We start from the raw sequence: 18,808 nt of genomic DNA on the forward strand, positions 1-18,808 counted from the left end.
TCGGTGACGGTCAGGAACGGACGAGTCTGGCGATGGCGTCGGAGGCTTCCTTGACCTTCGCGTCAGCTTCGGGGCCACCTTTCAGCGTGGCCTCGGCGACGCAGTGGGCCAGGTGCTCCTCCAGCAGCGACAGGGCGAATGACCGCAGCGCGCTGGTGGCGGCCGACACCTGGGTCAGGACGTCGATGCAGTATTTGTCATCCTCGACCATGCGCTGCAGGCCGCGGATCTGTCCCTCCACGCGCCGCAGCCGCATCGCATGGTCATGCTTGGTGTCGGCGTATCCAGCCATGTTGCGCTCCCATCGGGTTCGTCACCCTGCACAACACTATACCCCCCTATGGTATTCCCTACGCAAGAGGTCAATTCACCGGGTGCTCGTCGCACCCTTGACACATACCCATGGGGTGTATGGTCCTCGGCCTACGCCCCAGAGGTATGAACGACTTCGCGCTATCCTTACCCCTGTAAGGCATATAGATCATCATGTCCGCACCATCCCCCCGACGCTGGACCGCCCTGGCCCTGATCGCCACCGCCCAGTTCATCGTCATCATGGACACGTCGATCATCGGCGTGGCCCTCCCCCGCATCCAGGAAGACCTCGGCTTCACCCAGGAAAACCTCTCCTGGGTCTTCAACGCCTACGTCGTCGCCTTCGGCGGGCTCCTCCTGCTCATCGGCTCATTCGCGGCCCGCATCGCCCCCGAGATATGGGTCGAGCTCACCGGCCGCGCCCTCCAAGGCGCCGGCACCGCATTGATCGCCCCCTCCGCCCTCACCCTGCTCATGATGCTCTTCGGCCACGACCCAAGGAACTCACCAAAGCCCTCGCCCTGTACGGCGCCGCCGCCCCGGCCGGCGGCACCGCCGGAGTCTTCCCTCGGCGGCGTCATCACCCGATACCTGAGCTGGCCCTGGGTCTTCTCCATCAACATCCCCCTCGCCGTCATCGCCCTGCTCGCCAACACCCCCCTCATGCCCGCCACCCCCACCCAGCGCGGCACCATCGACATCACCGGCGCGCCTTCTCCCTCGCGTCCGACGCGGCGGTCTCGGTGCTCGATCCGGACGGGACCGTCCTGCGGCAGGAAACCTCCTGCGGCAAGGTCTGCATGCTCGACCCGGTCACCCTCCCGGCGACCGGCACGTACACGATCCTGTTCGACCCGCGCAAGGCGCTCACCGGCTCGCTGACCGCGCAGCTCACCGAGGGCGGACGTCACCGCGACGACCTCGATCGGCGGGCCCGCCTCGACGCTCACCACCGTCGGGGCCGGGCAGAAGGCCGTCTGGTCGTTCACCGGGACGGCCGGGCAGCTCGTGTCGTTCAACCTCACCGACGCGAGCTTCACCGGCTCCACCTACGCGTGGGTGTCGGTGAAGAAGCCGGACGGGACGGCGCTGGGCAGCTCGCCCTACTGCGGGCGCAACTGCACCATCTCGGCGACGACGCTGCCCGACACGGGCACGTACACGATCGTCTTCAACCCACAGAACGACAAGACCGGCTCGCTGACCGCGAAGGTGGCGGCGTCATGATCTGGTAGGAGAGTCGCGCAGGCCCGCCCCCCATCCGGGGGTGGCGGGCCTGCGTCTCTTGCAGGGAAGAGCAGACAGACGCGTCCACAAGGCAGTCTGGATGAACGACAACACGATCGACGCGCGACGGCCGTTCGAGGCACGCGCACCTCAGAGCGGCTGCAAGTCCGACAGTTCGGTCCTGGGTCTTCAGGTGCTGGGGACATCTGGACCCGAACCGGCACGTGGTCTTGGAGAAGTGCGGAGCGCCGGTATGGACGAAGTTTCCGACCTTTGAGTGCTTCGGCTTGTGTCCTAGTGATCTGCCGTCCTTGATGGAGAGCGGGAACGGTCACCTTACGGTTCTCCCGTATCGGGTGAGGACGGTGGCGCCGGTCTGCTCGGCCGTCAGGCACTCCAGGTAAGCGGGTGGCCTGCCGCCGGGAAAGAGCCGCTCGCCGGTGCCCAGGATCGTGGGGAAGGTCAGCAGCCGGTATTCGTCGATCAGGTCTTCGGCCATCAGCGCCTGGACGACGCTCAGGCTGCCGGGGACGATCACATCGCGGTCCTCGCGTTTGACGGCGTCGACGAGGTCGCCGTCGATGACCTTGGAATTCGCCCATGCCGAGGTGTCGGTCAGCGTGCGGGAGGCGACCAGCTTCGGCGCGGCGTTCATCCGCGCGGCGAACGGGTCGTCGCGGCCGGGCCAGATCTGCGAGAACAACTGCCAGGTCGCACGCCCCAGCAGCATGACCCCGTTGTCGAGGGTGCTGCCGAGCTGGAACTTGTCCCCGGCGACGCCTTCGGGGCCGTGTCGGAACGCCCAGCCGCCGGTCGCCGTGCCGGCGGACCCGTCCGGGTCGGCCACGATCCCGTCCAGGGTGATGAACTGTATGACGATGACGCTCACGATGATGTCCTTTCGTTCGATGCTCGCCGGTATGTACCGGCGGCACCGGCTCGACTCATCGCGCCCGGCGGAACTCGTCGAAAGAAATCTGCCGGGGCAGGTCGAACGCCTCGAGCACGTGCGGATCGGCGAACACCACGTTGTGCGCGACCCGGCCGCCGGTAACGGTGAAGACCTGCAGCGTGTGCAGCCGGTGCCCGCCACCGGGCTGGGGTGCGTACGCGGCGAGCGCGGGCTGCCCGTTGGCGGTCAGAAGCCTCGTTCTCCAGTCCGTCCCGTGCATGTCGAACACCCGGCGCATGAACAGTCCGTAGTCGCGGCTGCCGCGGTACCACAACGGCACCGGCGGCATCTCCATGATGGCGTCGTCGGTGAGGAGCCGCACGAGGGCGGGGACGTCCGCCGCCTCGAATGCTCGCGCGTACCGCTGGATCGCCGCGCGGGCCTCGGGATCGTCCGGCTCGGCCACCCCGCTCACATCGCCCACGTCCGCGAGGGCGGCGCGGGCTCGCTGCAAGGCGCTGTTGACGGCCGGGACCGTGGTCTCCAGTTGCGTGGCGACCTCGGCGGCGCTGAACTGCAGAACCTCGCGGAGTACGAGCACAGCCCGCTGCCGCGGCGGCAGCAGCTGCATCGCCGCCACCAGCGCGAGCCGCAGGTCGGCCCGCATCCCCAGGTCGAACCGCGCGTCGGGAAACGGCTGCAACCAGGGGATGTCCAATGCCGGCGTGAGCGGCGCCCCAGGATCATCGCTCGGCGCGCCCAGCCCGGTCGGCAACGGCCGGAGCGCACGACCCTCCAGCGCGGTCAGGCAGGCGTTGGTGGCGATCCGGTACAGCCACGTCCGTACCGACGCGCGAGTGCTGTCGTACCGATCGCGGGCCTTCCACGCCCGCAGCATCGTCTCCTGCACCAGATCCTCAGCCTCGTGGAACGAGCCCAGCATCCGGTAGCAGTACGCGACCAGCTCACCCCGGTAAGGCTCGAACTCCACCGGCCCATCATGGCGCACACGGCATTCCAGCATCACATCGGGCCCAGCTCCGCTGTCGGGTAGCGGCGGCACGTTGCCGTGCCGCCGCCCCCTCAGAACCGGGCGAGCGGGCTTTCCCCGCACCACGGCTCAAACAAGCCCCGAGGGCTCGTCGCCTTGACGATCCTGCGCCGCAGCCTCACTACGTTCTGCTCATGGATCCGCCAGTCGATGGCGTCCCAGTCGAGAATGCCCTCGGGTCCGTTCACCGCGATGGTGTGCAACTTGCCCCTCGGTGCGAAGCCCTCGGCCTCGGCGTCCAAAGGCTCACCTGACCATCCGGCGACACCGAGCGACATCAACCGAGGATTCTCATAATCCGCAGGCGGCGCGTACCTCCGCGATGAGCCGGGCCGCTTCGTCGATGGTGTGGGTGATCTCCTCCGGTGTCCGGCCGACGGCCGCGAGCAAAGACTGGGCGCGGTCGCCGAAGCCGGGCGGTGCCGAGGGGAGCCGGGCGGCGGAGGCCACCATGCCCTTCTCGTTGATGAGCCAGGCGCCGTCGGCCGCGTGCAGGGCGTGGCAGGCGACGCCGATGGCGCGGAACAGCGCTCCCGCCGTGTACACCGGGTCGCGGCCGGCGGCGCCGTAGCGGGCGATCATCAGGGCGAAGTCGGACTCCCACAGGCCTCTGATCAGGGCCGCGCGCAGGGCAGGCGGGTAGTCGGCGGTCTGCTCGCGCAGCGCGGCCAGTTCGCCGCCGGGGTCGGCGAGGATGCGGCACAGGGCCACCTCCCCCACGTACGCGTGGGAGTAGAAGCCCAGCGGGTGGCCGACCTGGACGCCGATCTCGTAGCGGCCTTCCCTGCAGCCCCGCCAGATGCGGTGGACGCGGTCGAGGTCGCGGTAGATCCAGTCGACCCGCCGGCCGTCGACGGTCAGCCAGCCGCCGCCGTCCACCCACGGGCCCCAGCCGCCGGGCTCCGTCACCTCGGTGGGCTCCCCCGTCATCTCCCGAGCGAGGGTGCGCAGTTCGTCCACGGCGAGGTGGCCCCGGTAGTAGAGGCCGAGGTCGATGTCCGAATCGGGGCGGTGGGTGCCGCGGGCGCGGCTGCCGCCCAAGACCACGGCCACGACTCCCGGCACCTGGACCAGCCGGGCGGCGATGGCGTGAAGATCCTCGTCCTGCACGGATCGAGCGTAGAGCATGCGCGGAAAGGGTGGTCGGGGTCGGCGGGTCACGAGATGCTCTGCGGTCGGGGGTGCGGGGCGGCCTAGGATGAGCCGGTGAAATACATGCTGATGATCTACACCAACGCCGAGTCGCAGCAGGCCGTCGCCGAGCGCGTCGACGAGGTGATGGCGGAGGTCGACGCGCTGACGGAGCAGCTCGCGAAGAGCGGCGAGCTGGTCGGCGGGCAGGCGCTGGACGGGCCCGGCGGGGCCAGGACCGTGAAGGTGCGCAACGGCGTGCCGGCGGTCACCGATGGGCCGTTCGTGGAGGCCAAGGAGTTCCTGGCGGGTTATCTGATCGTCGAGTGCGCCGACATCGAGCGGGCCACGGAGATCGCGGCCCGCTGGCCGGACGCGCGGCTGTGCGCGATGGAGGTACGGCCGATCATCGACGAGGTGACGGGGTGAGCCCGGCCCAGGAGCGGGAATGACACCACACCTGAGCGGCGGGCAGGGGCAGGGGTGAGTGCTGTCGAGGAGGTGCTGCGTGAGCTGGCGCCGCAGGTGCTCGGGGTGCTCGTGCGCCGCTACGACCAGTTCGACGCCTGCGAGGACGCCGTGCAGGAGGCGATGCTCGACGCGGCCGTGCAGTGGCCGGAGCAGGGGGTGCCGGACAACCCGCGGGCGTGGCTGATCACCGTCGCCTCGCGCCGGGTCATCGACCACATGCGCAGCGAGCACGCGCGGCGGCGGCGGGAGGAGAGCGTCGCGGTCAGCGTGCCCGCCGACGAGTTCGTGGCGCCGGCGCCGGGCGAGGAGAGGCCCGGCGACCAGGACGACACGCTCACGCTGCTGTTCCTGTGCTGCCATCCGGCCCTGTCGAAGCCCTCGCAGCTGGCGCTGACGCTGCGGGCCGTGGGCGGGCTGACGACGGCGCAGATCGCCAGCGCGTTCCTGGTGCCGGAGGCGACGATGGCGCAGCGCATCAGCCGGGCCAAGCAGCGCGTCAAGGCCACCGGCGCGCCGTTCGCGATGCCGCCGGAGGCCGAGTACGCCGACCGGCTGCGGGTCGTCCTGCACGTGCTGTACCTGATCTTCAACGAGGGTTACACCGCCACCTCGGGGGCCGAGCTGCACCGCACCGAGCTGACCAGCGAGGCGATCAGGCTCGCCAGGGCCCTGCACCGGCTGCTGCCCGGCGACGGGGAGGTGGCCGGGCTGCTGGCGCTCATGCTGCTCACCGAGGCGCGGCGGCCGGCGCGCACCGGGCCGGACAGGCAGCTGATCCCGCTCGCCGAGCAGGACCGGAGCCTGTGGGATCGGCGGCTGATCGACGAGGGCGTCGAGCTGGTCACCAAGGCGCTGTCCACGACGGCGCTGGGCCCCTACCAGGTGCAGGCGGCCATCGCGGCCGTGCACGACGAGGCGGCCACGGCCGGGGAGACCGACTGGCCGCAGATCCTGGCGCTGTACGGCGTGCTGTCCGGGCTGGACGACAACCCGATCGTCAAGCTCAACCACGCGGTCGCCGCGGCCATGGTGCGCGGCCCGCGGGCGGGGCTCGACCTGCTGGAAAGCCTGGTGGCCGACGACCGCGTGGCGGGGCACCACAGGCTGGCCGCGGTACGCGCCCACCTGCTGGAGATGGCGGGCGACACGGCGGCGGCGCTGGCGGCGTACCGGGAGGCGGCCGGGCTGACGACCAGCCTGCCGGAGCGGCGCTACCTCGAGGACCGAGCAAGCCGCCTTTCTTGACAATGATTTTTTTCGGTGCCATCGTTCCCCCATGTATGAAGTGGCGGTGATCGAGGATCCGGCGGCGGCCGAGGCGTCGCTCGATCCCATGCGCTCGAAATTGCTCGCTGAGCTGGTCGAGCCCGGCTCGGCCACGTCGCTGGCCGCCAAGGTCGGCCTGGCCAGGCAGAAGGTCAACTACCACCTGCGGACGCTGGAGAAGCACGGCCTGGTCGAGCTGGTCGAGGAGCGGAGGAAGGGCAACGTCACCGAGCGGGTGATGCGGGCCACCGCCGCGTCCTTCGTGATCTCCCCGACCGCGCTGGCCGCCGTCCAACCCGATCCCAGCCGGTCGCCGGACCGGCTGTCGGCGCGCTGGCTGCTGGCGGTGGCCGCGCAGCTCGTCCGCGACGTCGGCACCCTCATCACCGGGGCCGCGAAGGCGCAGAAGCGGGTGGCGACGTTCGCGATCGACGGCGAGGTGCGCTTCGCGTCGGCGGCGGACCGGGCGGCGTTCGCGGAGGAGCTGGCGAACTGCGTGACGTCCCTGGTCAGCAAATATCACGACGCGACGGCCGAGGGCGGGCGCGAGCATCGGCTGGTCGTCGCGGTGCACCCTTCCGTGAAGGGCGAGCGCTGAGGTGGGTCGCGAGTTCGAGCTGCCTCAGGAGGCCGTGGTCGAGGCGACTCCGGAGGAGGTGTGGGAGGCCATCTCGACGGGGCCCGGCATCGACTCGTGGTTCATGGGGCGCACCGAGGTCGCGGACGGCGTCGTACGCACCGCTTTCGGCGGGTTCAACCTGGCGGATTCGGTGGTGACGTCCGCCGAGCCGCCCCACCGGTTCGCGCACGGCAGCGACAAGGCCGACGACGGCCGCTTCGTCGCCTACGAGTTCCTCGTCGAGGGGCGGGAGCGGGGCACCGCACTCGTCCGGCTGGTGACCAGCGGTTTCCTGCCGGGTGACGACTGGCAGGACGAGTTCGAGGCGATGTCCAGGGGCATGGAGATGTACTTCGCGACCCTCGTCGAATACCTCGGCCACTTCGCGGGGAGGGTGGCGACGCCGGTCACGGAGTTCGGGCCGCCGGTGCGCGACTGGGCGCTGGCGTGGGAGATCCTGGACGCCGAGTTGGGCGGCCGGGCCGAGGCCGGCGACCGGGTGCGGTTCGGGCCCGCGCCGGTCGACGGGGTCGTCTACCACCGCAACTCCCAGACCGTCGGGGTCCGCACCGAGGATGCCCTCTATCGGTTCCTGCAGGGGTTCGGCGGCTCGATGATCGCCGCCCATCTGGTGTTCTCCGGCGAGGGCCGCGGGGCGGAATGGCGCGACTGGCTGGAGCGACTGTACGCGAACGGGGCATGAGGATTGGCATGAACGTCGTCGTGCTGTCCGACACCCACGCGCCCCGGCGGTGGCGTTCCTGCCCGCCCCGGGTCGCCGAGCACCTGCGAGACGCGGACGTCATCCTGCACGCGGGAGACGTCTGCGTCCCGTCGGTGCTCGACGAGCTCGCCGCGTACGCGCCGGTTCACGTGGTGAAGGGCAACAACGACGGCCCGGACGTGGTGGCGCCGGAGACGCTGGAGCTGACCCTGGACGGGCTGCGGATCGGCATGATCCACGACAGCGGCCCGGCCAAGGGCCGGCTGGCGCGCCTGCGGCGCCGGTTCCCCGATGCGGACCTGGTGGTGTTCGGGCACTCGCACATCCCGCTCGACGAGTCCGGCGAGGGCCTGCGGATCTTCAACCCGGGCTCCCCCACGGACCGCCGCCGGCAGCCGCAGGGCACGCTCGGCCTGCTCACCATCGAGGACGGCGTCCTGACCCGGGCCGAGATCGTGCCCGTCACTTGACGACGTCGTCGCGCGCCTTCTCCAGGTTGGCCTTGAGCTCCTCCATGACCTGGGCGTAGCCGAGGTAGCTGTAGCGCTCGGCGGCGCGCCAGGGGTAGATCTGGCCGGCCTCGACCGCGGGCAGCTTGGCCCAGGTCGGCTTCTTCGCCATCTCCTCGATCGTCATCGACTGGGCGCGGGCGTCGACGAGGATGACGTCGGCCTGGTACTTGTCGGCGTCCTCCCAGCTCAGGACCTCCCAGAAGCCGCCTTCCGAGGGTTTGGGCGGGGAGACGATGTTCAAGCCCAGCTCGCCCCAGTATTTGATGTCGGGGTGGTCCGGCCGGTACGTGACGTACAGGGAATCGGGTGACCCTGCGACGATCATGACCTTCAGGTCGGGCTTGGCCGCGGCGAGGGTCTTCAGCGCGGCGCTCGCGGCGTCGAAGCGGTTCTTGGCCTCGGCCACGGGGGCCGCCTTCGGGTCCGCACCGAGCGCTGCGGCGAGTTGGGCGTACCTCTCGATGATCTCCAGCAGGGGCTTGCCGCTGTGCATCACGCCCGCGGACGGCGCGAGCTGGTCGACGGCCTGGACGGAGTCCGGCGGGACGTACCAGAGCTTGTCCTTCTCGTACATGCCCGCCACCATCAGGTCGGGCTGGAGCGAGGCGTACTTCTCGACGTTGAACTCGCCGAAGGCGTTCCCGATCGACTCCACCTTCGTGATGTCGACCTCGCCCACCGCACGGTCACGGCTGCCGTCCTTGAGCCTGTGCGGGCCGAACACCGCGATGGGCCGCACGCCGAAGTCCCACAGCGCGGCCGCCGAGTCGAACTGGGCCACGACGCGCTGGGGCCGCTGCGGGAGCGAGATGTTCTTGCCCCGGTCGTCGGTCCAGGTCCAGGGGCCCTGTCCAGCCGAGGCCGGCGCGGTGGGCGCGGCGGCGGGCGGCGCGGCCGTGCCGCCACAGGCGCCGACGGCGAGCACGGTGGCGAGGCCCAGCGCGGCGGCAAGAGTGCGTCGCGGGACAGTGGGCATGAATTCTCCTCATCGCAGGGGATCTACCCTTATGGACCGCATATTAGATTAGCCTTACCTAACCCGAAAGCCCTGCCGGTCCGGTGGGCGCTGTCGATGTCGGCATGCATAGAAGGCCCCGGGACCGAATCCGGCCGCCCTGGAGGAACGCACGATTTCCGGACGCGGGTCAGGGTCGTGCGCGCCGCGAAACGGCAACTTTACGGCCGGGAAAGGGCCGCGTAGCCGCATGCGGTGAGCATCTCACCAAAGAGCTGGTGGGAGCGTTCTTTGACTGTGACGGAGAAGACGATCGCCGGGCTGACGCTGCGCGGGCTGCGCAAGGAGTTCAGACTCGGCCGATCCACGGTGACCGCGTTGGACGGGGTCGATCTGGAGATGCCCTCGGGCCACTTCCTGACGTTGCTCGGCCCTTCCGGGTGCGGCAAGTCGACCGTGCTGCGGATCCTGGCGGGCCTCGACAGCCCGTCGGACGGAGAAGCTCTGATCCAAGGGGAGACACCCGAGGCGGTACGGCGCTCGTACGGTGTGGGCATCGCCTTCCAGGACGCGGCGCTGCTGCCCTGGCGCAGCGTCCACGCCAACATCAGGCTGCCCCTCGAGGTCAGCGGCGTGAAGCCGGCGAAGGGCCAGATCGAGGAGTTGATCGGCCTTGTCGGATTGGAAGGTTTCGAGAGGGCCCGTCCCGCGCAGTTGTCGGGCGGCATGCGCCAGCGTGCCGCCATCGCCCGGGCCCTCGTCATCGAACCCAGGGTTCTCCTGCTCGACGAGCCGTTCGGCGCGCTGGACGACATGACCAGGCAGCGGCTCAACCTGGAGCTGCTGCGGATCTGGACCGCGCGCGCCACGACCACGCTGCTGGTCACCCATTCGATCAGCGAGGCGGTGTTCCTCTCCGACACGGTCGCGGTCATGACCCCGCGTCCGGGCAGGATCGCGACGACCGTCCCGATCGACCTGCCACGCCCGCGCACGCCGGAGATGCTGCGGAGCCCCGAATTCCACAAGCTGGAGGATCATCTCTCGGAGATCCTCTTCGGCTCCGGATCAGCCGTATGACCGCCCCGCACGACGACGTCACCGCGAGAGGGAAGAGGCTGGTGGTGGCTCGGCTGGCGGGGCCGCTCGCCGTTCTCCTCGTGTGGCAGGTCCTCGCGATGACGGTGTTCGCCGGCGGGCGGACGGTGCCCGGCCCGGTCGCCGTCGTGGGCCGGGCCGTGCGGGATGTGCCGTTCGCCCTGCCGCACATCGCCCAGACGGCGCAGGAGGCGGCGTGGGGATGGCTGTGGGGCAACCTCCTGGCGATCGTCGCTGGGGTGGTGTTCGTCCTGGTCAAGCCCGTCGAGCTGGTGGCGTTCCGCTTCTTCGTCGCCCTCTACTGCCTGCCGCTGGTCGCGATCGCGCCCATCCTCACCGCAGTCCTGGAGGGCGACGACCCCCAGATCGTCGTGGCCGCGCAGGGGGTGTTCTTCACCACGCTCGTCGCCGTCATGCTCGGCTTCCGGTCGGCTGACGGCACCAGCCTGGAGGTCGTCAGGGCGGCCGGCGGGGGGCGCTGGCGGCAGATGCGCAGTGTCCGGGTGCGGGCGGCGTTGCCCGCGCTCTTCGGGGGTCTGCGCATCGCGGCCCCGGCGGCCGTCCTCGGCGCCGTGGTCGGGGAGTATCTCGGCGGTCGCCAAGGGATCGGCGTGGCCATGGTCTACAGCCAGCAGACGCTGGACGCGACCCGGACCTGGGGCCTCGCCCTCGACGCCGCGCTGCTCGCCGGCGTCGCCTACGGGCTGACGGCGGCCGTGGAACGCCTCGTCGTCCCGTGGGCCCGGTCGGAGTCCACCGCCGCGGTGCCGTCGACCGCCCGTCAAGGGGGCTTCGGCAGGCGCACCGTGGTCGCGCTGGCCACCGGCCTGGCCGGCACGGCTCTCATGCTGGTGTTCTGGCAGGTCCTCATCGAGGTGAGCGGCCTGAGCCCGTTCTTCGCCAAAGGGCCGCTGGATGTGTGGACGTACCTGACCCGCAACCTGGACCAGGTGCTCGGCCCGCTCGGGGTGACGCTGCGCAATGCCGCCTTGGGGTACGCGGCGGGCACCGCCGCCGCGGTGGCCCTCGCCTCGCTGGTGGTCGTCAGCCGGTTCGCCGAGGCCGTCGTCATGCCGATCGCGATCGTGCTGCGGACCGTGCCGCTGGTCGCCATGACGCCGCTCATCGCGCTGGTCTTCGGCCGCGGCGTGCTCACGGTCATCGTGATCGCGGGGCTGGTCACGTTCTTCCCGTGCCTGGTGACCGTGGTGGCGGGCATGCGTGCCACACCCCGGTCGGCGGTCGATCTCGTCGTGACGTACGGCGGGGGGCCGTTGCGGACGCTCGCCGCCGTCCGCCTGCCGTACGGAATGGCGTCGATCTTCGCGGCCTCCCGGGTGGCCGCCCCGACGGCGCTCCTCGGCGCGCTCCTCGCGGAATGGCTGGCCACGGGCCAGGGCCTCGGCTTCGTCATGCTCCGAGCCAGCGTGAACGCCCAGTACAACCTGCTGTGGAGCGCGGTCGTCCTGGTCACCGCGGTCTCGATCATCGCCTACGCCGTCGCCGCCGCCGTGGAGAGCAGCCTGCTCCGCCGGTTCTCCTGACCTCGCACCCCCCACGCTCGAAAGGAAACACCCATGTCGTACAACCGTCGCGACCTGCTCAAAATCGGCGGGATCGCCGCCGCAGCGGGCCTGGTCTCTCCCCTGCTCGCCGCCTGCGCCGGCGACGGCGAAACCGCCGCTTCCCCGAGCGCCGGCAAGGCCACCGAGAAGATGACCTTCCAGCTCAGCTGGCTTCCGACCACGGAGTTCGCCGGCACCTGGCTCGCCTTGAGCAAGGGATACTTCACCGCCGCGGGCATCGACCTCGCCTGGCTGCCCGGCGGCCCGAACGCCAGCCCGGCGACGGTCGTGGCCGGCGGCAAGGCCGAGGTCGGCATGCTCAACGCGGACGCCATCGCCACGGCCCGCGCCCAGGGAGCCCCCATCAAGATCATCGGAGCATTGCTGCAGAAGTCGCCGTTCTGCATCCTGAGCAAGGCCGAGACACCGATCAAGTCGCCCCAGGAGATGATCGGCAAGAAGATCGGCGTGGCGGCGGCCAACGAGACCGCCTTCGACGTGATGCTGAGCCTCAACAACATCAAGAAGAGCCAGCTCACGATCGTCCCCGTCCAGTTCGACCCCGCGCCGGTCGCGAACGGGGAGGTCGACGGCCAGATCGTGTACGTCACCAACGAGCCGCCGACGCTGGAGGCCCGCGGGATCAAGACCCACACGTTCCTGCTCGCCGATTTCGGGTTCAGCATCCTGTCGGACTGCTTCTTCGCCACCGAGCAGACGATCGCCGACAAGCCCGGCCTGCTCGCGGGTTTCCTCTCCGCGACGCGCAAGGGCTGGCTGGACAACCTCGCCGATCCGCAGCCGGGCACCGACCTGGCCGTGGGGACGTACGGCAAGGATCAAGGGCTGGACGCCGCGCAGCAGCTCGGCGAGAGCAAGGCGATGAACTCCCTCATCGTCACACCCGACGTGCCCAAGCCGATCGGCCTGCCCGACGCCGCGATGAGCGCCACGGTGGAGACCCTGAAGAAGGTGGGCATCAGCGTCACCGTCCAGGACCTGTTCACCAAGGACATCCTTGCGAAGATCAGCACATGAACGCTTCTGCCTGCGGCCGATCGAGCAGTTCGAGGAGGTCGGCTGCGGTGGAGCACTCCTATCGATCACCAAGCACTACATCGACAACAACGTCGACCCACTTGAGCTCCCGGGTCCGCGCTACGCGCTCCGGGTTGTCCCGCCTACTGCGGGCCATCCCCTGAAGGGGACCGGCGGTCATCCCCGACCCTGAAGGAGGGGGCCTTCTGCGGCTTCTCAGGAAGGCGACGAGAAGAATCCCGTAAGCGCCCTCCAGCACAGTGATCACAGACCACTGAGAAGAAGGGCAGACAGATGAGCCGGCCGTACACCATCCAGGACGAGATCGCGATCCCCGGTTTCACCGGCGCCGTGCACCACCCCGGCGCGACCGGGTACGACGAACTGCGCCGCTCCCTCAATCCCTCGGTCGACGCCCGCCCGGCCGTGGTGGCCGAGGCGTACGGGGTGGCGGACGTGCGGGCGGCGCTGCTGACGGCGCGGGCGCACGGCGTGCCGTTCGCGGTGCAGGCGACCGGGCACGGCACGCACGCCGCATGCGACGGCGGCGTGCTGCTCAGGACGTCTCCGATGGCGTCGGTGCTGGTGGACCCCCTCCGCCGGGTCGCGCGGGTGGGCCCGGGCGCCCGCTGGGGCGAGGTGATCGCCGCCGCCGCGCCGTTCGGCCTCGCGCCGCTGTCGGGGTCGGCGCCCTCGGTCGGCGTCACCGGGTTCACCCTGGGCGGCGGACTCGGGTGGCTGGCGCGCAAGCACGGGTTCGCCGCCGACAGCGTGGTGCGCGCCGACGTGCTGCTGGCCGACGGCAGGCACGTCACCGCGAGCGCGACCAGCCACCCCGAGCTGTTCTGGGCGCTGCGCGGGGGCGGCGGCGGGTTCGGCGTGGTGACCTCGCTGGAGTTCCGGCTGTACCCGGTCTCGCAGGTGTACGCCGGGTTCGCGTACTTCCCGATCGAGGCCGCGGCCGAGACCCTGGAGGCGTACCGGACCTGGATCGACGACGCCCCCGACGAGATCAGCACCGCCATCGTGCTCAAGCGGATGCCCGCCGACGGGCCGCTGCCCGGCCGGCACGTGATGATGCTGAAGGTCGTGCACGCCGGCGAGGCTGCGGAGGCCCGGCGGGTGCTGGCGCCGCTGTGGCGGGCGGCGGGCCCGGCGCTGCTGGACGAGACCCGCACGATCGCGTACGCGGACACCGCGATGGGCGGCACGCCGAACCGGCACATGGACATGTTCGACACGGTTCCCGGCGAGGTCGCCGACATCCTGGTGCGGGCCGCCGAGCAGGCGCAGACGGTGGAGATCCGGCACTGGGACGGCGCGATGGGCCGCCCTGGCCCGGACGCCGGCCCGGTCAGCCACCGGAGCACCAAGCTGTCGGTCATCGTGGACACGCCGGTGCCCGGCCTAGCCGAGGCGCTGCGCCCGTACGCCAACGGGGGCACGTTCCTCAACTTCCTGTCCGACCCGCGGCGTACGGCGGCCGCCTACACCGCGGCGGACTACGGGCGGCTGCGGGAGGTCAAGCGGGCCTACGACCCGGACGGCTTCTTCCGCGTCGGCCACGTCGTCCAGCCGTGACCCGGGCCGTCTGCTCCCGGCTCCCGATCACTGCGGTCTATGAGGCGAGGCTCCTCACGGAGGAGGGCCGGGAAAGGCCAAAACGGATATGTCCGGCAGCCCCGAGGTTCTCGCGGATCCGGCCCTCGGCGGTCCCGGCCAGGGCCGCACGCGCCGGGGCGACGCCGGGCAGCGGCGCGCGGGCCTCGGGACGGCGTTCGGCGGGTGCCGGGGGGATCGGGGTGTGAAGGGTCACCTCGACGGCGAGGTGACGGGTCGCGGCCACCCGCAGCAGGGACGCCAGCAGCGAATCGTCACCGACGAAGCAGGCGCGGGTCGAGATCTCCGCGCCCTCGCGGTAGCGGAGCGTCGCCGGGAGCACCGGGGCCCCGGCGTCGATCGCGGCCTGGAACACCGCCGGCCGGAACCGGCCCATCCCGCGCCCGCACCACGTGGTGCCCTCCGGGAAGGCCACGACCGAGTCGCCCTGCCGCAGCACGGCCGCGACCGCGGCGACGGTCGCGGGCAGCGCGTACAGACGCTCCCTGTCGATGAACAGCGCCCCCGAGCCCGCCACCAGCCTGCCGATCACCGGCCATCCGGCGATCTCCCTCTTGGCGAGCGGCCGCGCGGGCATCGTGGCCGCGATGACCAGCGGGTCCAGCCAGGAGATGTGATTGGCCACGACGAGGCCGCCCCGGTTCCGCGCCTCCGGCGCGATCTCGACCTCGACCCTGAGGCCGAGCGCCCGGAGCATGAGTCTCGCCCACGCCCTGATGACGGCCGCCCGGCGGGCGGCCGTCATCCAGGAGATCGCGAAGGACAGCGGCACGCCCGCGACCACCACGAGCAGCGCCGCCGACAGCCGCGCCATCAGCCGGACCGCCCCCGCGGCGGCGGCCGGGACCTCCACGCAGGCGGCGGGCGAGCACGGCCCGAGCGGCCGCCAGGGGTTGAGCTGGGCGGCGCTGCTCACCACACCGCTCACGGGGACACTCGTCATGGGATGCCCGGACGCGTTCACCGGATCTCCCCCAGGAAATAGCGCAGGTAGCGGGCGTTGACGCGGGCCATGGACAGCAGCACGAAGAAGTCGGCGGTGCCGAAGTCGCGGTCGTGCGCGGGCGCCCCGCACACCCAGGCCCCCAGCCGCAGGTAGCCGCGCAGGAGCGCGGGCGGCACGAACCGGTCGGCGGACACCCCGCCCCGCCCGCCGCGCCACGGGTCGCGCGGCGTGACCCGGTACTCCTCCGGCCCGAGCGGCACCCGCTCGACGATCGCCGCCGCGGCCACGCCCTGGTCGTCGAGCGGCACCGAGCAGCAGCCGGCCAGCCACTGGTGGCCGCCCTCCACCATGTAGCGGGCGATGCCGGCCCACATCAGCGCCATCACCGCGCCGTCGCGGTGGTCCGGGTGCACGCAGGTGCGGCCGGCCTCGACCAGCCCCTTCCTGATGGGCGCGAGGTTGCGGAGGTCGAACTCGGCGTCGGAGTAGAGCCGGTCGGCGCGCCCCGGCGGCAGCAGCCGGTACGTGCCGACGACCTCGGCGCCGTCGCGGACGAGGAGGTGGTCGCAGTAGGCGTCGAACCGGTCCGCGTCGATCCCGGACAGGGGGCTGTCCAGCCGCGCCCCCATCTCGTCGGCGAAGACCGAGTACCGGAGCCGTTGCGCGGCCCGCACGTCGGCCGGGCTGGTGGCGAGGCCGACCGTGTACCGACCGGTGTCAAGAGAGATCGTCATGGGCGCGCGTCCTTCCCTGAAAGCGTCTCGCGCCTATGTCGACATGCGGAAATGACGGTGACGTCGCGCTGCGGCGGCAGGCAGGCGTCCGCGTGGTGAACCTCACACGGGGGCGGGAAAATCCGTTTCCCCGCTCACCCCGTTTCACTAAACTCGCTGCGAACAGACCAGCCGTGATCAACGAGGGAGAGGAGCCGGCCGTGCGTGACCACACCGCCGCCGTGGTCTCCCCGTCGCGGCATGAGGTGATCCTGGTGTCTTCGTCGCCCCGGTGCCGGCTGCGCGGCCGTCACTGATGCCCTGACGAGCACCTTTTCAGTCTTTCCTGTTGCCCGGATCCGGGCCGGCTCGCCGGGGAATCGCGCTGTCCTGTCCCCACGCGTCATGAAGGGCCATAGGCCGTGCGCACTCGTACTACCGACCCCCTGACCGCCGTACGCAACCTGGGCATCCTCGCCCACGTCGACGCCGGCAAGACCACCGTCACCGAGCGGATCCTGTACCTGACCGGCGCCACCTACAAGCGTGGCGAGGTGCACGACGGCACGACCGTCACCGACTTCGACCCGCAGGAGCGCGACCGCGGCATCACGATCTTCGCCGCGGCGGTGAGCTGCGTCTGGGACGGCCACCGGATCAACCTCATCGACACGCCCGGCCACGTCGACTTCTCCGACGAGGTGGAGCGCTCGCTACGGGTGCTCGACGGCGCCATCGCCGTGTTCGACGGTGTGGCCGGGGTCGAGCCGCAGAGCGAATCGGTGTGGCGGCGGGCCGATCGGCACGGGGTGCCGCGCGTCGCGTTCGTCAACAAGCTGGACCGCGCCGGGGCCGACCTCGACGCCGCCGTCGAGTCGATCCGGACGCGGCTGCACCCCGCGCCGCTGGTGGTGCAGCTGCCGATCGGCCGGGAGGACGGCTTCGCCGGCGTCGTGGACCTGCTGCGGATGCGGTCGCTCGTGTGGGCCGGTGAGGCGGTGGCGGAGGGGCCGGTGCCCGAGGCGCTGCTGGAGGAGGCGCGGCGGCGGCGCAGGCTGCTGGAGGAGGCGGTGGCCGAGCTGCATCCGGGCGCGCTGGAGGAGTTCTGCGCGGAGCCGGAGATCTCCGCGCCGACCCTGGCGGCGGCGCTGCGGGACCTCACCCGGAGTGGCGAGGGGGTCGTCGTGCTGTGCGGGTCGGCCTACCGGAACCGCGGCATCGAGCCGCTGCTGGACGCCGTGGTGTCGTACCTGCCGTCGCCGCTGGACGCGCCACCGGCGAGCCGGTCGGTCGCCGCCGACCCGGCGGCGCCGCTGGTGGCGCTGGCGTTCAAGGTCAGCTCCACCGGCGGCGGGCGGCTCACGTACGTGCGGATCTACTCGGGGACGCTGCGGAAGGGGGACACGGTGCTGGACACGGGTGCGGGACGGGCCGAGCGGGTCGGCCGGATCCTGCGTGTCCAAGCCGACCGGCACACCGACGTGGACCGGGCGGTGGCCGGGGACATCGTCGCGGTGGTCGGGCTCAAGGGCGTCCGCGCCGGCGCGACGCTGTGCGCGCCGGAGGCGCCGCTGGTCCTGGAGCCGCCGCGCGCGACCGAGCCCGTCGTGTCCGCAGCGGTCGAGGCGCGCCGGAGCACCGACGCCGACCGGCTGGCCGCGGCGCTGGCCCGGCTGGCCGAGGAGGACCCGTCGCTGTCCGTGCGGACCGACGCCGAGACCGGCCAGACGCTGCTGTCCGGCATGGGCGAGCTCCACCTCGAGGTGGCGGCGGAGCGGCTCCGCCGCGACCACGGTCTGGACGTCGCCGTCGGACGGCCGCAGGTGGCCTACCGGGAGACGGTGGCGAGCGGGGTGTCGGGGCTGCTGTACCGGCACGTCAAGCAGGACGGGGGCGCCGGCCAGTTCGCCCACGTCGTGCTCGACGTGGAACCGCTGGACGGCGAGGGCTTCGAGTTCCGCTCCTCCGTCATCGGCGGGCGGGTGCCGCGTGAGTACGTGCGCGCGGTGGAGGCCGGTTGCCGTGATGCCCTGGCCGGCGGTCCGCTGGGCGGCCACCCGGTGACCGGGCTGCGGGTCACGCTGACCGACGGGGCCACCCATCCGAAGGACTCGTCGGATCTGGCGTTCCGCACGGCGGGGCGGCTGGCGCTGCGCGAGGCGCTGCGGGCCTGCCGGATGGTGCTGCTGGAGCCGGTGGCCGAGGTCACGGTCACGGTTCCGGACGACGCCGCCGGCGGGGTGCTGGGCGACCTGGCCGCCCGCCGCGGGCGCGTGACCGGGTCCGCGGCACGCGCCGGCACGGTGGTGATCACGGCGGCGGTGCCGCTGGCCGAGCTGTTCGGGTACGCGACCCGGCTGCGCAGCCGCACCCAGGGCCGCGGCTCGTTCACCACCCGGCCCGCCGGGTACGCCCCGGCGCCGTGACGCCCGCGCGCTGAACGGCCCCGTTCGGGGGCGGGGCCGTTCGAGGGCGGCCCCGTTCGGGGGCGGGGCCGTTCAGCCCTTGGCCGCCGTCGCGTCCGGGCCGCCCGTCACGGGCGGACCACCCGGGTGGCGGTCCTGGTTTAGGTGTTGTCCTGCGTCCTCGGAGTAGTCGGACAGGTTGGCGTCCACCAGATACCAGCGCCGGCGCCCGCGGTCCAGCCTGCGCATGATCTCCGCAG

At 71.5% G+C, this 18,808-nt stretch carries 21 protein-coding genes; 12 read left to right on the top strand and 9 right to left on the bottom strand.

The genetic code is table 11. The features are described from left to right. Positions 1-10: 10 nt before the first annotated feature. Positions 11-292 carry a metal-sensitive transcriptional regulator gene (locus ID574_RS36580; protein WP_188193592.1) on the bottom strand — a complete coding sequence of 94 codons (282 nt, stop codon included), beginning with the start codon at positions 290-292 and terminating at the stop codon, positions 11-13. 194 nt (positions 293-486) lie between these two features. Here ID574_RS36580 and ID574_RS36585 point away from each other — a divergent pair, with 194 nt between their 5' ends. Together ID574_RS36585 and ID574_RS36590 are read left to right on the top strand one after the other, a co-directional pair. Continuing rightward, positions 487-1,197, top strand: a complete 711-nt coding sequence (locus tag ID574_RS36585) for an MFS transporter (RefSeq protein WP_223167446.1) — start codon at positions 487-489, stop codon at positions 1,195-1,197. 126 nt (positions 1,198-1,323) lie between these two features. Continuing rightward, positions 1,324-1,542 carry a hypothetical protein gene (locus ID574_RS36590; protein ID WP_188193593.1) on the top strand — a complete coding sequence of 73 codons (219 nt, stop codon included), beginning with the start codon at positions 1,324-1,326 and terminating at the stop codon, positions 1,540-1,542. Positions 1,543-1,873: 331 nt separating this feature from the next. Here the strand turns inward: ID574_RS36590 and ID574_RS36595 are convergent, their stop codons facing one another. The 4 genes from ID574_RS36595 to ID574_RS36610 form a co-directional block, all read right to left on the bottom strand. Further along, positions 1,874-2,431, bottom strand: coding sequence for a dihydrofolate reductase family protein (locus ID574_RS36595; protein ID WP_188193594.1), 558 nt, complete (start codon positions 2,429-2,431; stop codon positions 1,874-1,876). Between the two features lie 55 nt (positions 2,432-2,486). Next, entirely contained in the window at positions 2,487-3,425 is a 939-nt protein-coding gene (locus tag ID574_RS36600) for an RNA polymerase subunit sigma-70 (protein ID WP_223167447.1), read from the bottom strand. A 92-nt stretch (positions 3,426-3,517) separates the two neighbouring features. Then, a complete protein-coding gene (locus tag ID574_RS36605) occupies positions 3,518-3,763 on the bottom strand; it encodes a hypothetical protein (protein WP_188193826.1) in 246 nt (81 codons plus the stop codon). Between the two features lie 13 nt (positions 3,764-3,776). Continuing rightward, positions 3,777-4,613 carry a nucleotidyltransferase domain-containing protein gene (locus ID574_RS36610; RefSeq protein WP_188193596.1) on the bottom strand — a complete coding sequence of 279 codons (837 nt, stop codon included), beginning with the start codon at positions 4,611-4,613 and terminating at the stop codon, positions 3,777-3,779. Positions 4,614-4,700: 87 nt separating this feature from the next. On the opposite strand from ID574_RS36610, the gene ID574_RS36615 reads away from it, so the two are divergent. Genes ID574_RS36615 through ID574_RS36635 form a run of 5 tightly spaced genes read left to right on the top strand, consistent with a single transcriptional unit; the run spans position 4,701 to position 8,166 of the window. Then, positions 4,701-5,045 (top strand): YciI family protein, encoded by a 345-nt coding sequence (locus ID574_RS36615; protein WP_223167490.1) that lies wholly within the window; start codon positions 4,701-4,703, stop codon positions 5,043-5,045. Positions 5,046-5,099: 54 nt separating this feature from the next. Next, a complete protein-coding gene (locus ID574_RS36620) occupies positions 5,100-6,332 on the top strand; it encodes an RNA polymerase sigma factor (protein WP_188193598.1) in 1,233 nt (410 codons plus the stop codon). 31 nt (positions 6,333-6,363) lie between these two features. Further along, on the top strand, positions 6,364-6,951 hold the full coding sequence (locus ID574_RS36625) for an ArsR/SmtB family transcription factor (RefSeq protein ID WP_188193599.1): 588 nt from the start codon (positions 6,364-6,366) through the stop codon (positions 6,949-6,951). Position 6,952: 1 nt separating this feature from the next. Continuing rightward, the gene (locus ID574_RS36630) at positions 6,953-7,675 is read left to right on the top strand and encodes an SRPBCC family protein (RefSeq protein WP_188193600.1); all 723 of its coding nucleotides are present in this window, start codon (positions 6,953-6,955) and stop codon (positions 7,673-7,675) included. 8 nt (positions 7,676-7,683) lie between these two features. Further along, entirely contained in the window at positions 7,684-8,166 is a 483-nt protein-coding gene (locus ID574_RS36635) for a metallophosphoesterase family protein (protein ID WP_188193601.1), read from the top strand. Here the strand turns inward: ID574_RS36635 and ID574_RS36640 are convergent. After that, positions 8,159-9,184: an ABC transporter substrate-binding protein gene (locus ID574_RS36640; protein ID WP_188193602.1), complete on the bottom strand. Its 1,026-nt coding sequence runs from the start codon at positions 9,182-9,184 to the stop codon at positions 8,159-8,161. The two genes, ID574_RS36635 and ID574_RS36640, sit on opposite strands and share 8 nt — an antisense overlap. Before the next feature lie 276 nt (positions 9,185-9,460). Here ID574_RS36640 and ID574_RS36645 point away from each other — a divergent pair, with 276 nt between their 5' ends. The 4 genes from ID574_RS36645 to ID574_RS36660 all read left to right on the top strand — a co-directional run bounded on the left by ID574_RS36645 (position 9,461) and on the right by ID574_RS36660 (position 14,445). Further along, the gene (locus tag ID574_RS36645; RefSeq protein ID WP_223167491.1) at positions 9,461-10,243 is read left to right on the top strand and encodes an ABC transporter ATP-binding protein; all 783 of its coding nucleotides are present in this window, start codon (positions 9,461-9,463) and stop codon (positions 10,241-10,243) included. Beyond that, a complete protein-coding gene (locus ID574_RS36650) occupies positions 10,240-11,805 on the top strand; it encodes an ABC transporter permease (protein WP_188193603.1) in 1,566 nt (521 codons plus the stop codon). The genes ID574_RS36645 and ID574_RS36650 overlap by 4 nt, the downstream gene beginning before the upstream one ends. A gap of 33 nt (positions 11,806-11,838) precedes the next feature. After that, on the top strand, positions 11,839-12,864 hold the full coding sequence (locus ID574_RS36655; RefSeq protein WP_188193604.1) for an ABC transporter substrate-binding protein: 1,026 nt from the start codon (positions 11,839-11,841) through the stop codon (positions 12,862-12,864). A 294-nt stretch (positions 12,865-13,158) separates the two neighbouring features. Continuing rightward, positions 13,159-14,445, top strand: coding sequence for an FAD-binding oxidoreductase (locus ID574_RS36660; RefSeq protein ID WP_188193605.1), 1,287 nt, complete (start codon positions 13,159-13,161; stop codon positions 14,443-14,445). A 37-nt stretch (positions 14,446-14,482) separates the two neighbouring features. Here ID574_RS36660 and ID574_RS36665 read toward each other — a convergent pair whose 3' ends face one another. Together ID574_RS36665 and ID574_RS36670 are read right to left on the bottom strand one after the other, a co-directional pair. Then, a complete protein-coding gene (locus ID574_RS36665; protein WP_223167448.1) occupies positions 14,483-15,412 on the bottom strand; it encodes a lysophospholipid acyltransferase family protein in 930 nt (309 codons plus the stop codon). 32 nt (positions 15,413-15,444) lie between these two features. Further along, positions 15,445-16,164 (bottom strand): GNAT family N-acetyltransferase, encoded by a 720-nt coding sequence (locus tag ID574_RS36670; protein ID WP_188193607.1) that lies wholly within the window; start codon positions 16,162-16,164, stop codon positions 15,445-15,447. A 401-nt stretch (positions 16,165-16,565) separates the two neighbouring features. Here ID574_RS36670 and fusA point away from each other — a divergent pair, with 401 nt between their 5' ends. Beyond that, positions 16,566-18,569 carry an elongation factor G gene (gene fusA / locus ID574_RS36675; RefSeq protein ID WP_188193608.1) on the top strand — a complete coding sequence of 668 codons (2,004 nt, stop codon included), beginning with the start codon at positions 16,566-16,568 and terminating at the stop codon, positions 18,567-18,569. Positions 18,570-18,641: 72 nt separating this feature from the next. Here the strand turns inward: fusA and ID574_RS36680 are convergent, their stop codons facing one another. Then, positions 18,642-18,797 (bottom strand): hypothetical protein, encoded by a 156-nt coding sequence (locus ID574_RS36680; RefSeq protein WP_188193609.1) that lies wholly within the window; start codon positions 18,795-18,797, stop codon positions 18,642-18,644. Positions 18,798-18,808: the final 11 nt, after the last annotated feature.

Source organism: Nonomuraea sp. SYSU D8015 (assembly GCF_008065375.1).
Classification (GTDB): domain Bacteria; phylum Actinomycetota; class Actinomycetes; order Streptosporangiales; family Streptosporangiaceae; genus Nonomuraea.

What these genes read in the sequence shown, in the direction of transcription:
- ID574_RS36625 (WP_188193599.1), top strand. Translation starts at nt 6,364, where the DNA reads ATGTATGAAGTGGCGGTGATCGAGGATCCGGCGGCGGCCGAGGCGTCG.
- ID574_RS36650 (WP_188193603.1), top strand. Translation starts at nt 10,240, where the DNA reads ATGACCGCCCCGCACGACGACGTCACCGCGAGAGGGAAGAGGCTGGTG.
- ID574_RS36605 (WP_188193826.1), bottom strand. Translation starts at nt 3,763, where the DNA reads ATGTCGCTCGGTGTCGCCGGATGGTCAGGTGAGCCTTTGGACGCCGAG.
- ID574_RS36580 (WP_188193592.1), bottom strand. Translation starts at nt 292, where the DNA reads ATGGCTGGATACGCCGACACCAAGCATGACCATGCGATGCGGCTGCGG.
- ID574_RS36680 (WP_188193609.1), bottom strand. Translation starts at nt 18,797, where the DNA reads ATGCGCAGGCTGGACCGCGGGCGCCGGCGCTGGTATCTGGTGGACGCC.
- ID574_RS36670 (WP_188193607.1), bottom strand. Translation starts at nt 16,164, where the DNA reads ATGACGATCTCTCTTGACACCGGTCGGTACACGGTCGGCCTCGCCACC.
- ID574_RS36660 (WP_188193605.1), top strand. Translation starts at nt 13,159, where the DNA reads ATGAGCCGGCCGTACACCATCCAGGACGAGATCGCGATCCCCGGTTTC.
- ID574_RS36615 (WP_223167490.1), top strand. Translation starts at nt 4,701, where the DNA reads ATGCTGATGATCTACACCAACGCCGAGTCGCAGCAGGCCGTCGCCGAG.
- ID574_RS36655 (WP_188193604.1), top strand. Translation starts at nt 11,839, where the DNA reads ATGTCGTACAACCGTCGCGACCTGCTCAAAATCGGCGGGATCGCCGCC.
- ID574_RS36635 (WP_188193601.1), top strand. Translation starts at nt 7,684, where the DNA reads ATGAACGTCGTCGTGCTGTCCGACACCCACGCGCCCCGGCGGTGGCGT.
- ID574_RS36610 (WP_188193596.1), bottom strand. Translation starts at nt 4,613, where the DNA reads ATGCTCTACGCTCGATCCGTGCAGGACGAGGATCTTCACGCCATCGCC.
- ID574_RS36585 (WP_223167446.1), top strand. Translation starts at nt 487, where the DNA reads ATGTCCGCACCATCCCCCCGACGCTGGACCGCCCTGGCCCTGATCGCC.
- ID574_RS36640 (WP_188193602.1), bottom strand. Translation starts at nt 9,184, where the DNA reads ATGCCCACTGTCCCGCGACGCACTCTTGCCGCCGCGCTGGGCCTCGCC.